This is a genomic window from Capnocytophaga sp. oral taxon 329 str. F0087, assembly GCF_000213295.2.
GTDB lineage: Bacteria > Bacteroidota > Bacteroidia > Flavobacteriales > Flavobacteriaceae > Capnocytophaga > Capnocytophaga leadbetteri_A.
In genome coordinates, this window is record NZ_KN390040.1 from 1 (window position 1) to 12,707 (window position 12,707).

At 40.5% G+C, this 12,707-nt stretch carries 11 protein-coding genes; 9 read left to right on the forward strand and 2 right to left on the reverse strand.

Annotated elements, in window-relative coordinates; translation table 11 throughout:
* From HMPREF9074_RS09895 to HMPREF9074_RS09910, 4 genes are all read left to right on the forward strand, one after another.
* On the forward strand, nucleotides 1–4,163 hold a 4,163-nt coding region (locus tag HMPREF9074_RS09895; RefSeq protein ID WP_034540534.1), incomplete at its 5' end, for a T9SS type B sorting domain-containing protein.
* Between the two features lie 473 nt (nucleotides 4,164–4,636).
* A complete protein-coding gene (locus HMPREF9074_RS09900) occupies nucleotides 4,637–5,962 on the forward strand; it encodes an anaerobic C4-dicarboxylate transporter family protein (RefSeq protein WP_009388628.1) in 1,326 nt (441 codons plus the stop codon).
* A 39-nt stretch (nucleotides 5,963–6,001) separates the two neighbouring features.
* Nucleotides 6,002–7,054, forward strand: a complete 1,053-nt coding sequence (gene ansB / locus HMPREF9074_RS09905) for an L-asparaginase 2 (RefSeq protein ID WP_009388626.1) — start codon at nucleotides 6,002–6,004, stop codon at nucleotides 7,052–7,054.
* Nucleotides 7,055–7,068: 14 nt separating this feature from the next.
* Nucleotides 7,069–8,241: a porin gene (locus tag HMPREF9074_RS09910; protein ID WP_009388624.1), complete on the forward strand. Its 1,173-nt coding sequence runs from the start codon at nucleotides 7,069–7,071 to the stop codon at nucleotides 8,239–8,241.
* Nucleotides 8,242–8,447: 206 nt separating this feature from the next.
* Here the strand turns inward: HMPREF9074_RS09910 and HMPREF9074_RS09915 are convergent, their stop codons facing one another.
* A complete protein-coding gene (locus HMPREF9074_RS09915; protein WP_009388622.1) occupies nucleotides 8,448–8,966 on the reverse strand; it encodes a KdsC family phosphatase in 519 nt (172 codons plus the stop codon).
* Entirely contained in the window at nucleotides 8,956–9,720 is a 765-nt protein-coding gene (locus HMPREF9074_RS09920) for a Rossmann-like and DUF2520 domain-containing protein (RefSeq protein WP_009388621.1), read from the reverse strand. The genes HMPREF9074_RS09915 and HMPREF9074_RS09920 overlap by 11 nt, the downstream gene beginning before the upstream one ends.
* A gap of 161 nt (nucleotides 9,721–9,881) precedes the next feature.
* Between HMPREF9074_RS09920 and HMPREF9074_RS09925 the strand changes: the two genes are divergently transcribed.
* The 5 genes from HMPREF9074_RS09925 to HMPREF9074_RS09945 all read left to right on the forward strand — a co-directional run.
* On the forward strand, nucleotides 9,882–10,478 hold the full coding sequence (locus HMPREF9074_RS09925) for an LUD domain-containing protein (RefSeq protein WP_009388620.1): 597 nt from the start codon (nucleotides 9,882–9,884) through the stop codon (nucleotides 10,476–10,478).
* 6 nt (nucleotides 10,479–10,484) lie between these two features.
* A complete protein-coding gene (locus tag HMPREF9074_RS09930) occupies nucleotides 10,485–11,330 on the forward strand; it encodes a phosphatidate cytidylyltransferase (protein ID WP_034540541.1) in 846 nt (281 codons plus the stop codon).
* Nucleotides 11,331–11,339: 9 nt separating this feature from the next.
* Nucleotides 11,340–11,522: a hypothetical protein gene (locus HMPREF9074_RS09935; RefSeq protein WP_009388618.1), complete on the forward strand. Its 183-nt coding sequence runs from the start codon at nucleotides 11,340–11,342 to the stop codon at nucleotides 11,520–11,522.
* Nucleotides 11,509–12,300, forward strand: a complete 792-nt coding sequence (dapF, locus tag HMPREF9074_RS09940; protein ID WP_009388617.1) for a diaminopimelate epimerase — start codon at nucleotides 11,509–11,511, stop codon at nucleotides 12,298–12,300. The genes HMPREF9074_RS09935 and dapF overlap by 14 nt, the downstream gene beginning before the upstream one ends.
* Before the next feature lie 26 nt (nucleotides 12,301–12,326).
* On the forward strand, nucleotides 12,327–12,707 hold a 381-nt coding region (locus HMPREF9074_RS09945; RefSeq protein WP_034540537.1), incomplete at its 3' end, for a GNAT family N-acetyltransferase.

Sequence of the window (12,707 nt, forward strand, 5' to 3'; positions counted from 1 at the left end):
TTGATGGTATAAATACTGATAATTGGTACTTAGCTACGGCATCGGGTACAGGAGTAGCTGTAACTATTCCTAATCTAACACCAGGAGTACGCTATACTTTTGTAGTTTATAATATGACTACTAAGTGTAGAACTATACAGCAAGCGGCTTCGTCAGTGCCAGGTGTATCAAGCTTAACTGCTACCTTAACCGTACAGAATGTTAAATGTGCTGCAGGCAATGATGGTACATTAACCTATACGTTGGGAGGATACGATGGTTCTACCTCCGCTATGAGTTGGAATATCTATAAAGCTGATACCCATCAATCAGTAGCAGCAAATAGTGTAACATCACCATTTAACACTCCAGCTAATGTGAACACTCACTTGCCAGCAGGTAAGTATTATATAACCTTTACAGAATCGCCAAGTGGTTGTGTAAACTCATTTGAGTTTGAAATCAAACGTTCGGCTATAGAGATGCAGATTACTACAGTAGCTACTAAGAAAGCTACTTGTAAAACTGACGGACAGATATGGTTAGGCATTAGTGGAGGTACTGCTACTTATACTTATAATTATGTAGCAGCAGGTGGTGCTGTTCCTACGGTATTTACTCAGACTACTATAGCATCTAAATACGTAGATATGCCAGCAGGCGTGTGGGATGTGTATGTACGAGATGCTTTTGACTGTCAGAAAATGAGTACCATTACAGTTACTGCTTATGATATACCAAGTATAGCTACTGTTACTACCTTAGCTTGTCAAGCTTATAATAATACTAATGGAAAGATACCTGTACGAGTAGATTTAAGCCAGATAGGACAAGGGGCTCATTTCTATCGCTTAGATGGAACTGCGACTGAAACAATCAATTGGACGGTAGCTAACCAATCATTTGAAGTAGAAGTAACTCCGTTAGTAGCGCATACAATTACGGTAACTGATGTAAATGGTTGTGCAACCAGCACTACCTTTAGTACTACGGCACTTATTACAGCTACAGCTACCGTAACTAAATTGAAGAGTTGTGCTACACCTACCGCTCAGATAACAGTAAGTGTATCTGGGGGTACAGGTACGTACAGCTATACCTTAGAGCGTCTTGATAACGGAGCTATAGCAGGGGCAACTATTGCTACAAATACAGCATTAACAGGTGGGGTGATAACCCTTGGTACGGCAACCTTTACTCAAGCAGCTACTTACCGTATGTATATTTACGATGCGGAGACAGCAGATTGTAGACCTATAGTGAAAGAGTTTGTAGTACAAGACCCAGACCCAATTGATTTGACTGGCGTAGTATTACAACCTTATCACGAAAAATGTAATTTAGGACTGACAGCTACTCCTACAGGTAGTATAGATATAGTCATGCCTAAACGCTCAACCACTGAATCGTATACTTTTGCTATTAGTAGTGCTATCGACCTTACTACGGGTAATACCCTAACAGTAACGGCAACAACCCCTACTACCTCGGGTACACACTCGGCTACCTTTACAGGCTTGCACGGTACTCCACAAGGTGTGAAGTACGATATCCGTATCACAAACCAAGATGGCTGTACAGCAGGGGTTTATACTGTGGTAACCTCACCAGAGCCTATCACTTTTGAAGATGGAGTACTGACCGCTACACAGTATAAGTGCGAAAACGGTACAGGACTTTCTACTCCTAAGGTAGTACTTGATGTGACGAAGATAAAAGGAGGCGTACCACCGTATACTACTGAGTTCTATAGCACGGCAAGTAGTACTTTATTGGGTAATGGTACAGAGTATAGCTTGCCAGATTTAGCAGGAGGAAGTTACTATGTACTAGTAAAAGACAATGCTGGATGTAGTTCGGTTACGGTAAGTGTAACAGTAGCCCCAGCCTTTGAGCTTACTACCCTAAGTATTACTACTACGGTAACGGCTACTTGTGCGGTAGATGAACAAATACGTATAGATGTAGGTACTACAGGCTATATAGCAGGTACAATGTTGCGCTACACTATTCAAGGTACAGACAATAGTATTGCTACGGTTACTACAGTGGCAAGTCCGAGTCTTACCATAGCCTTGCCAGGCTCTAAGAACCTAAGAGGCAGCGGCTATACGATAGAGGTACTCAACGAGCAAACAGGCTGTAAGATAATGGGGGTACATACAGTAAAAGACCCTAATACCTTTGCAATAGTATCAAGCAATCCTGTGAGGGCTATTTGTCATAGTGGCTATGGAGCAATAACCCTATCGGTAGTCGATAGAGACCTATCAGATGGCGACCAATCGGCAGGTTTTACCTATACGATAACCTCAGTGGGCTCAACATCACCTACAAATATCTCAGGTAGCGAGGCTGGCAATACAAAGACTGTTACCGGTCTGCTAAAAGGTGGTACTTATGATATAGAAGCTACCTCGAATGCGACAGGTTGTGTGATAGCTAAACACCGCTTTATCATACCATCAAATCCTGATGAGATAAAAGTAATTCATGCGATACAAATGGTATCGGTAGACTGTAGCAATGAAAATGCAATTGTACGACTTGCTATTAGTGGCGGACAGCAAACCTATACGGTAGTGCTTACCCCTATAAGTGGTACACCAGGAGCCGCAGTTACTAAAACTGATGTGCCAGCAGGTACACCAGGAGTAGATTTTGAGGGGCTTAATGCTGCAGGGCCAGGAGTTCCAGGTATTTATCAGATAACAATAACCGATGCATTAGGTTGTACTTCGTTTACCGGTTCAAGTACCGTTACTGTTGATCCTTATGATAGCATACAGATAGCAAGTGTAACTACTGAGCTGACCCCTATCACTTGTGTAGGAGCTAAAGATGGTAAGCTGAAGATGAGCAATCTGGCAGGAGGTACTCGTCCGTACTTCTATAAGTTAATATCAGTGGCTACCAATGTAGAAGTACAAAACATTGAAAAGAATGCTTCAGAATACACTTTTGAGGGTATTGAGCCAGGTACTTATAGAGTAGACTTCTATGATGCTAAGAACTGTATGGTGTCATTACCAGGTACCTTTACATTTACAGATCCTCAACCTGTTAGTGTTGATATAGACGAAGACAACTCACAGTTTTACACTTGTAATGGTCAGAATGGAGGTAAGTTAGAGCTTAAAAATCTTGTAGGAGGTACAGGTACTTATACTATCGACATCGTAAGAGCTGATAATAATCAGAAAATAAATGGACATAGAGATGTAACGGGAACTACCGATATTTTTGATAACTTGCCACCAAGTCCTAAGGATACTTATTATCAACTGGTAGTTAAAGATACTAACGGCTGTGTGATGACTAAGACGCTAACCTTTACAGTGGTAGAGTTTCCAGATATCAATGTGAACTACGTAGAGAAAGAGGGCACTTGCGAGGCTAATACGAATGATTATAAAGACTATTTGGTGGTTAAGTTCCGCAGTCCGGAGGTTGATTTTAGCAAGATAACCTATAGTCTTAACGGCACAGCCACAAGAACCTCGTTTGTACGTACATTGGGTAATGTGGGCTATATATATGAGTTCGATAGAACGATAGCGAGTCAGACTATTGAGGTACATTACGATACTACGAGCCCTGTTAGTGGACATTGTAGTGCAAGTAAGAACTTTACCATTGATTTATATGTGCCACTCACCCTTTCTGATACCACTAGTTCAGCAACAGCTATCAATACGATACAGGTAGAGGCTAAAGGAGGTACGGTTACTAATCTGAAGGGCTATACTTATTATTACAATGGTGTAGATAGAGGTGATAGCACTACTTATAAGATAAACCACAACGATCCAGAACGCATAGCACCTGATGGTACACGTATTAAGATAGTAGAGGTAATGGTAAAAGACGCTAATGGTTGTACGGTAACCCTTACGTTAGAGGTACCGTACCACGATATAGAAGTACCGAACTTCTTCACTCCGAATGGCGATGGTGAAAATGATGTGTGGAAGCCTAAGTACTTAGACAATAATGTGAATGCACGTATTTACATATTTGACCGCTATGGTAGGCGTTTAGCGAACTTAGCACCAGGAGAAGGCTGGAACGGAGAGTATGATGGACGTTCGATGCCAGCGGGAGATTATTGGTACATTATAGAAATCAATGATCAGTTGTACGACAAACGCCAGTTTTATGGCAACTTCACTTTGTATCGATAATCGATAATAATTGATTAATTGATAATAATAGTAATATAATTAAACAAATGACAAAAGCCAGCAGTTAACTGCTGGCTTTTGTTTTTCTGATAGTTATATCTTAGCATTTATAACTAAGCATTAAAAGTTATAACTACCCATTCCCCCTTTGAAGGGGGGCAGGGGGGATGTTTTATCATAAGATGTTAAATGTATATATAAACATTCTCCCGCCCTCTTCAAAGGGGGAGTTCATACACGAGCATCCTAAAGCTAACATCGAACGAAACTTTTTTTTAAACGAACGATGAGCGAACAATAAGCGAAGGATAACTAAAGCGAATTTACACCTCAATTGCTTGTTCTAAAAGTCAAAAAGACCTCAAAATCTGTTAAAAAAATATTCTTTTTTTCTTTTTTGTTTCGAAAAAGATTTATACCTTTGTGCCAATTAGCAAATCGACAAATCGACAAATTGACAAATCAACAAACGTATGGTTTATATTGAATTATTAATAGTGCTCCTCGCTATATTTGTAGGGGCGAGGGTAGGAGGTATCGGGCTTGGTATCTTCGGTATGATGGGCTTAGGTGTTTTGGTGTTTGGCTTTGGGCTTACCCCAGGCAATCCGCCAATAGATGTAATGCTTATCATAGTAGCGGTTATCACAGCAGCAGCTACCCTACAGGCAGCCGGAGGGTTAGACTATCTGGTGAAAGTAGCAGAGAAAATACTGCGCAAAAACCCAGCTATGATTACCTTTCTTGCGCCTGTAGTGTGCTACTTCTTCACTTTGTTTTCGGGTACAGGGCATATTGCCTATTCACTTTTGCCTATTATTTCAGAAATAGCTACTGATAGCAAAGTACGCCCTGAGCGTCCGCTTTCTATCTCGGTAATAGCCTCGCAACAGGCAATCACAGCCAGTCCTATTTCGGCAGCTACCGCCGCTCTCCTATCAGCTGAATTGTTAGGCGATAAAGGCGTAACTTTAGGCAATATACTAATGGTGTGTATACCTGCTACTTTAGTAGGAGTGATTGTAGGGGCTATAGCAGTGAGTTTTATGGGGGTACCTCTTGAGAAAGACCCTGAGTACCTACGCCGTCTGCGCGAGGGGGTGTTAGACGCGGAAGGTAAGTCAGAAGAGGCTCTTTCTCCTCAAGCAGCTAAACGTGCAAAAACATCTGTAATTATATTCCTTATAGGGGTGCTGTCAATAGTGTTGTTTGGTTCAATAGATAGTTTGCGCCCTACTTTTACTATAAATGGCGAGCAGGTAAAACTCGGAATGACGCAAGTGATAGAAATAGTGATGATGTCTACAGCAGGCTTGATGCTCATTTTTGCTAAGACCGATATTAATAAGGCAGTAAAAGGTTCAGTATTCATCGCTGGTATGCAGGCTGTAATAGCCATTTTTGGTATTGCGTGGATGGGCGATACTTTCTTTGCTGGTAATATCGAATTTTTTAAGACACATATCGAGCAAATCGTCACCCAGTATCCATTCCTCTTCTCAGTAGCTCTCTTTGTAATGTCTGTACTCTTGTTTAGTCAGGCGGCTACCGTGCGCACCCTTTACCCTTTAGGTATTGCCTTAGGTATTCACCCAATGGCAATGGTAGCAATGTTCCCAGCGGTGAATGGTTACTTCTTTATTCCTAATTATCCTACAGTGGTAGCAGCTATCAACTTCGACCGTACCGGTACCACTCGCATCGGTAAGTATGTGCTGAACCACTCGTTTCAGTTGCCTGGTTTTGTAGCAACTATAGTGGCTATAGCGGTAGGCTATCTGATAATTATGCTGATGTAATTAAGAAAAATATAGTTTAACTCATAAAACTGATTATAAATGAAATTAATGAAAAGAATTGCCCTTACATTATTGGTGATGATGTCTGTGGCAGTCTTTGGTCAAAAACCAAAGATTCGTATTTTAGCTACTGGTGGTACTATCGCTGGTGTGAGCAAATCAAATACTGAGACGAACTACAAGGCCGGAGAGCTCGGTATTTATCAACTATTAGAAGCCGTACCCGAAGTGAAAAACTTAGCAGATATAAGTGGCGAGCAAATAGTGAAGATAGGCTCGCAAGATATGAATGATGAGGTATGGCTTACGCTTGCCAAACGCATCAACCAGTTGCTCAACAAAGAAGGCTACGACGGAGTAGTGATTACTCACGGAACCGATACTATGGAAGAAACCGCTTACTTCTTAAACCTAACCGTGCGCAGCAAAAAGCCTGTGGTAATGGTAGGAGCTATGCGTCCAGCTACAGGTATGAGTGCCGATGGGCCGCTAAACCTATACAATGCTGTAGCGGTAGCTGCCGACAAAAATGCTATGGCACGTGGGGTAATGGTGTGTATGAACGACATCGTACTCGATGCTAAAGATGTGATCAAGACTAATACCACCGCTGTAGAAACTTTCCAAGGAGCTAATTATGGCAAATTGGCTTATATCCATAACGGTAAAGTTTTCTTCAACCGTATGCCTGAAAACAAACACACTTACCAATCAGTGTTTAATGTAGATAACTTAAAAGAATTGCCAAAAGTGGGTATTGTGTACAGCTATTCTAACGTTTCTGAATTGCCAATGAAGGCTTTTATGGACGCTAAGTTTGATGGTATTGTACACGCAGGCGTAGGTAATGGTAACCTTTACCACACTATTTTTGATTTGGCAGTAAAAGCCAGAGAGCAAGGTATCTTGTTTGTGCGTTCTTCTCGTGTGCCTACAGGGGCTACTACTCTCGATGCTGAAGTAGATGATGCTAAATATCAATTTGTAGCTTCACAAACGCTAAATCCACAAAAGGCTCGTGTGCTACTGATGTTAGCACTTACAAAAACCAAAGACTGGAAACAGATACAAAAATATTTTGATGAATACTAAACCCTAATTGTATTATGAAAAAGATATTGTTGGCAATGAGCCTTCTGGTAGGAGGTGTTGCCTTTGCTCAACAAGATTTGCAGGAACAAATCAACCAACTGCGTATGGAGATAGACCAGCTGCGTATGGCGCCACCGCCACCTTCTATAGATATGCCTGTTCCTCCTGAAGAGATGGAAAATCCTTTGCGTAAGAAATTTAATATGTATTTCAACTTTCAAACTAGCTTAGATGCTGAAAGAATAGGAGAAGCTGATTTAACTACGAAGTTTAAAGCGCGCCAGTTGCGTTTAGAAGTGCGCGGCGACCTTACTGAACGTATATTTTACCGCTTCCGTCACCGTCTGAACAAATCGAATGCAGCTGTTTCATTAGACAATCTAGCTACCGCTACTGATATGATGTACGCTGGTTTTCGCCTTAATGAAAAATGGACGGCTACCGTGGGTAAGATGTGCCAAGCGTGGGGTGGTTATGAGTTCGACCTCAATCCGATGAACATCTATGAATATTCAGATTTTCTCGAAAATATGGATAACTTTATGCTCGGGGCAATGATTACGTATGCACCTAACCCTAACCACGAGTTCAACCTACAAATTACCGATGTTCGCAATGATAATTTTAAAAGTATCTATGGTAGTCCTATAGGTATAAAGGCAAGCAATACGCCTTTAGCTTATATCTTCAATTGGAATGGTAATCTTTTTGATAGCGTTATCCAGACTCGTTGGGGAGTAGGATTGCAAAGTGAAGCCGATGGCTATACAAATACCTTGGTGATGCTTGGTACTAAACTAAACTTACCTAAGTTTCAGGTATTTTTAGACTATATGATGGCAAATGACCAATTAGATAGGCTTAACTATACCCCATTAAGTAATAATGGTTCGGCTACACCAGTAAAAGATGCTAAATACAACTCGTTTGTGTTAAAAGCGGAGTACCAACCCGCACCAGAGTGGAATATCTTTGCGCAAGGTCTTTATGAAACGGCTAATAGTAGCTTAGCTAATAACGAGTTTAAAGGCATAGGCTATTTTGCAGGGGTAGAATACTTGCCCTTCAAAGGACAAGACTTGCGATTTTTCTTAGCCTATATCGGTAGAAGTAGAGATACAAATAGTGTAAAAGTAGATACTAATCGCGTAAGTGTAGGTATGATGTACCGCATAAAAGCATTTTAACAATTAATGCTAGTTTGATGTAATGTTAGTTATTCCTTAGAATTTATAACTAAGTATTAAAAACTGTAACTACCTATTCCCCCTTTGAAGGGGGGAGGGGGATGTTTCATCATAATAGCTTATATTAAACTTACATTAAAATTAATAAACAAATAAGGCTGCTCAATTATTTTGAGCAGCCTTATTTCATAATTTATAATTCAAAATTACATATTAGGCACCTCCCAGTCTCCACGCACTTTTAGTACTTGCTCAATAACATCGCGTACAGCCCCTTGTCCTCCCTCGCGGTGAGAGATATAGTGGGCTACAGCTTTCACTTCAGGCACGGCATCCTGAGGGCAGGTAGCTAAACCAGCGTGTCGCATAGGCGAAATATCTGGCAGGTCATCACCCATATAGAGTATTTGTTCTGTTTTTAGTCCCTTAGCTTTTTGGTACTCTAAAAAAGTGCTGAGCTTTTGGTGGCGAAGCATAAAAATATCGGTAACCCCCAGATTTTCAAAGCGTTTTTGTACACCTACATTGCCTCCCCCTGTCAGGATACAGATAGTATAACCTTGGGCTACAGCTGTTTTTACGGCATAACCATCTTTCATATTCATACTTCGCAGTAGGTCACCATCGTTGTTTACGAATACTTGGGTGTTAGTAAAAACCCCATCAACATCAAAGATAAAAGTAGTGATGTCTTTTAATCTTTCTTTATAATTTTTATTTTCCATAATAAGTATGTATAATAGATTCTGTGATTACTTTGTAAATATGTTGGTAGTGTTCAGGCAGTATGGCAAGGTGATTTTCAATAGTTTGGGTATCATTGCGCCTTGCAGGGCCTGTTTGCGCCTCGAGGGCAGGCATCTTTTGTAGTTTAGCAAAAGTTTCAGAGAGAAGCGGTTGCAATATGTCAAAAGGCACTTGGTGTTGTTCGCAAATCTGCTGACTGATGCCGATGAGATGATTGGTAAAATTATTGAGGAACACAGCAGCCACGTGTAGCGAACTGCGCTGCTCGCTATTGAGTATATATACTTTAGTGCTGAGGCGTTTGGCCAAGGGGAGCAATAGATTGTCTATATCAGCAGGGTCTTGTGCTTCTATACAGATAGGCACACTGCTGAAATGCACTTTGGCAGTTTTAGAAAAAGACTGCAGTGGATAGAAAACGCCAGCTCTATGGGTAGGAGCAATAACCCCCATAGGAGTATTACCTGAAGTATGCACCACTAATTGTCCTTGATAGGGTAGGGCAGCCGAAAGGGGGGCTATTGCTTCGTCTTTAACAGCTAAGATGGTGAGGTTGGCAGGGCGAAGAGAAGAAAGATTAGTAGTTTTTTCAGTTTTAAAAACCTCAAATTCAGCGGTAAAACCACTTCGGTTATACAGTTGTTGCAGATGCACGCTGGGGGTGGTATAGAGGGCTTTAGTCAAGTGGTAACCCAGATTGCCTGCGCCAATAATATTAATAGTTAAAGCCATTTTATAGTGATTTAACAGTTTCAGGGGCAAAGATAGCAAAATATAAGAGTTTTCAAAAAGTTTTTCTATAAATAGATGTATTATTCATTTATTTTATGTAATTTTGCCAAATCAATTATGAATGACGCAACTTGCTTAGCTTTTAACCTCTATCATTACGAATGAATTTATTTAGGAAAATATTTAAAAGAGAGACTCACGCTGAAAAACTAAGACGCAAGCGCGAAGAGCAGCTTCCTGCAGATGAGCTGTTTGCACAAAGATTTACAGAAAAAGGTGGTAAATTTATTTATTGTACTTCAGAAATTGAGGTGCAAGAGGCTTTTAGGTCTATACTAAAAGAATTAGGACTCTATGTGAAAATGAGTTCTAATGCCTCGCCTACTATTGAGGCAATGTTTGAAGAGCATACTTCTTTTTTCTCTTTTCCTACCACCGACTCTAATGTATATCTAACGGATTGTGAGTATCTTATTACCTCATTAGGCGGTATTATGTTCACCTCATTACAGATGAAACACCGAAAGATGAGCGAGCTGCCCGATACGTTCATCGTTTTTGCTAAGACCAGCCAGATGGTGAAAGATATAACTGAAGGAATGCGAGGGCTAAACAAGCGCTACCCTGCTAACCAAAAGCCCACAGGCTTGATTACCCTCCAAAGTTTTTTTGAAGACCCCGAAAAGAGTTCAATAGCTACTTACGGCACAAGTAATAAGAAAACCTATCTTATTTTGCTTGAAGATTTGACAAATTAGATGATTATGAATGAGCTTTTTAAACGAACCATTACAGGTTTTATTTACATATTTTTATTGCTATCGGCCATAATGCTCAATGCCGATGCATTCGATTTTTTATTCTTATCTTTTGGAATTATCTGTCTATTTGAGTTCAAAAGACTGATATGGCTAAAGGAATTGCATATATTTTTATTGTTTTTGTTTGCTTGGTGGCTTTTTATACATCTAAAACTCTCTGATTTCTCTATCTATATGTTGCTGTTAGCTACATTGCTCACCAATATATCGCTTATACTCTCACTTTTTAATGAGAAAACGCCACTAAGGAAGCAACATAACAATACCAAACTACTGATTAGCTTGCTATATATAGGCGGTGGCTGTATATTTGTACCTCTTATCTACAGACACGAAGACAACCCTAATCCGAACTATTTCTTTCAGAACTTTTTTAATAACGAATCGCAGATAACGATGATAGGGTTACTGTGTATCATCTGGGCAAGCGATACTTTTGCTTATTTGACGGGTAAAGCTTTTGGTAAGCACAAACTCTTTGAGCGTATCTCGCCCAAAAAGACTATAGAGGGTTTTTTAGGAGGCTTAGTAGGGGCGGTGATAATCTCAATACTTATTGATATTTACAGCGTACGCCCAATGTGGCAATGGATTATATTGGCAGTAGTATTAGTAGTTACAGGTACTATTGGCGATTTAGTAGAGTCAAGTTTTAAGCGAGCAGCAAAAGTGAAGGATAGTGGTACTATCCTGCCAGGGCACGGAGGTTTGTTAGATAGGCTCGATAGTCTGTTGTTTGCCTCGCCCTTTGCCTATCTTACTTTAGTGATATTTGAACTTTTTAATTAATAAAATGATATGGCACGAGAAATAAAACCAACACCTACTTTGGTAGGAGAAGAAGCGGTAGCATTTTGGAAGAAGATGGAAAACTTTAAACAAAGCTTCTCTGAAAAAGGAATTACACGCGAAAGCGTTCGCAAGAATGCAATGCTTTTAAAAGCTATTTTAAAACACAATAATAACAATGAACTTTTATAAATATCAGGGTACGGGGAATGACTTTGTAATGGTAGATAATAGAGAAGGTACCTTCCCAAAAGGCGATACAGAGCTGATAGCTCATTTGTGTCATCGCAGGTTTGGCATAGGAGCTGACGGACTTATTTTATTAGAAAACGACCCTGCCTACGACTTCCGTATGGTGTACTACAATGCTGATGGGCGCGAGAGTACGATGTGCGGCAATGGGGGGCGCTGTGTAGTAGCTTTTGCTCGCGAAATAGGAGTGATGACAGGTAATAGTACTCGCTTTATAGCGATAGATGGAGAACATCACGCTACTATTGATGCGCAAAATAAGGTACATTTGCAGATGAAAGATGTACAGACCATAGATGTACACCCTGATTATGTGTTTTTAGATACCGGTTCGCCCCACCACGTGCAATGGGTAGCCGATGTAGATAAAGTAGATGTTAAAACTGAAGGAGCTGCCTTGCGCTATGGCGACCTTTATGCCGATAAAGGAGGGAGCAATATTAACTTTGTATCGCCAACTGCCGATGGCTTTGCAGTGCGTACCTATGAGCGTGGAGTAGAAGATGAGACTTATTCTTGTGGCACAGGGGTTACTGCTGTAGCCATAGCCCTCTATCATACGGCGCAAATAACTACCCCTGCTGTTACCTTACACACTAAAGGAGGTGACTTAAAGGTAACTTTTGAAAAACAAGGAGCCCTCTATCAGCAGGTATATCTTTCAGGCCCTGCCGAAAAAGTGTTTAAGATTAGTGAGGTTTTAGGGGTTAGTTGTTAGACCATTCAAAAAACATAATTTTAAAAATGCTTCGGGCTTTAGAACCTACAGATATTGATTTCCTCTATCAGTTAGAAAATGAGCGAGGATTATGGGAGGTAAGCGAAACGCAATTGCCTTTTGCAAAGCATCTGCTACAACAATACCTGCTAAATGCTACCCAAGATATTTATGAGGCTAAACAGTTTAGGTTTGTTATTGCAGCAGAAGATGATACTCCAGTGGGCTGTGTAGACTTATACGATTTTTGTCCGCAACACAAACGAGCCTCAGTAGGCATTGCTATTTTGCCAAACTACAGAGGCAAAGGCTATGCCCAGCAAGCTCTTACGGCACTAATTGCCCACGTGAAAAGCTATTTAGATATACACCAATTGGTAGCTTATATACCTGCCGACAATAAAGTC

What these genes read in the sequence shown, in the direction of transcription:
- HMPREF9074_RS09925 (WP_009388620.1), top strand. Translation starts at nt 9,882, where the DNA reads ATGAATTTATTTAGGAAAATATTTAAAAGAGAGACTCACGCTGAAAAA.
- HMPREF9074_RS09900 (WP_009388628.1), top strand. Translation starts at nt 4,637, where the DNA reads ATGGTTTATATTGAATTATTAATAGTGCTCCTCGCTATATTTGTAGGG.
- dapF (WP_009388617.1), top strand. Translation starts at nt 11,509, where the DNA reads ATGAACTTTTATAAATATCAGGGTACGGGGAATGACTTTGTAATGGTA.
- HMPREF9074_RS09930 (WP_034540541.1), top strand. Translation starts at nt 10,485, where the DNA reads ATGAATGAGCTTTTTAAACGAACCATTACAGGTTTTATTTACATATTT.
- HMPREF9074_RS09915 (WP_009388622.1), bottom strand. Translation starts at nt 8,966, where the DNA reads ATGGAAAATAAAAATTATAAAGAAAGATTAAAAGACATCACTACTTTT.
- ansB (WP_009388626.1), top strand. Translation starts at nt 6,002, where the DNA reads ATGAAATTAATGAAAAGAATTGCCCTTACATTATTGGTGATGATGTCT.
- HMPREF9074_RS09920 (WP_009388621.1), bottom strand. Translation starts at nt 9,720, where the DNA reads ATGGCTTTAACTATTAATATTATTGGCGCAGGCAATCTGGGTTACCAC.
- HMPREF9074_RS09935 (WP_009388618.1), top strand. Translation starts at nt 11,340, where the DNA reads ATGGCACGAGAAATAAAACCAACACCTACTTTGGTAGGAGAAGAAGCG.
- HMPREF9074_RS09910 (WP_009388624.1), top strand. Translation starts at nt 7,069, where the DNA reads ATGAAAAAGATATTGTTGGCAATGAGCCTTCTGGTAGGAGGTGTTGCC.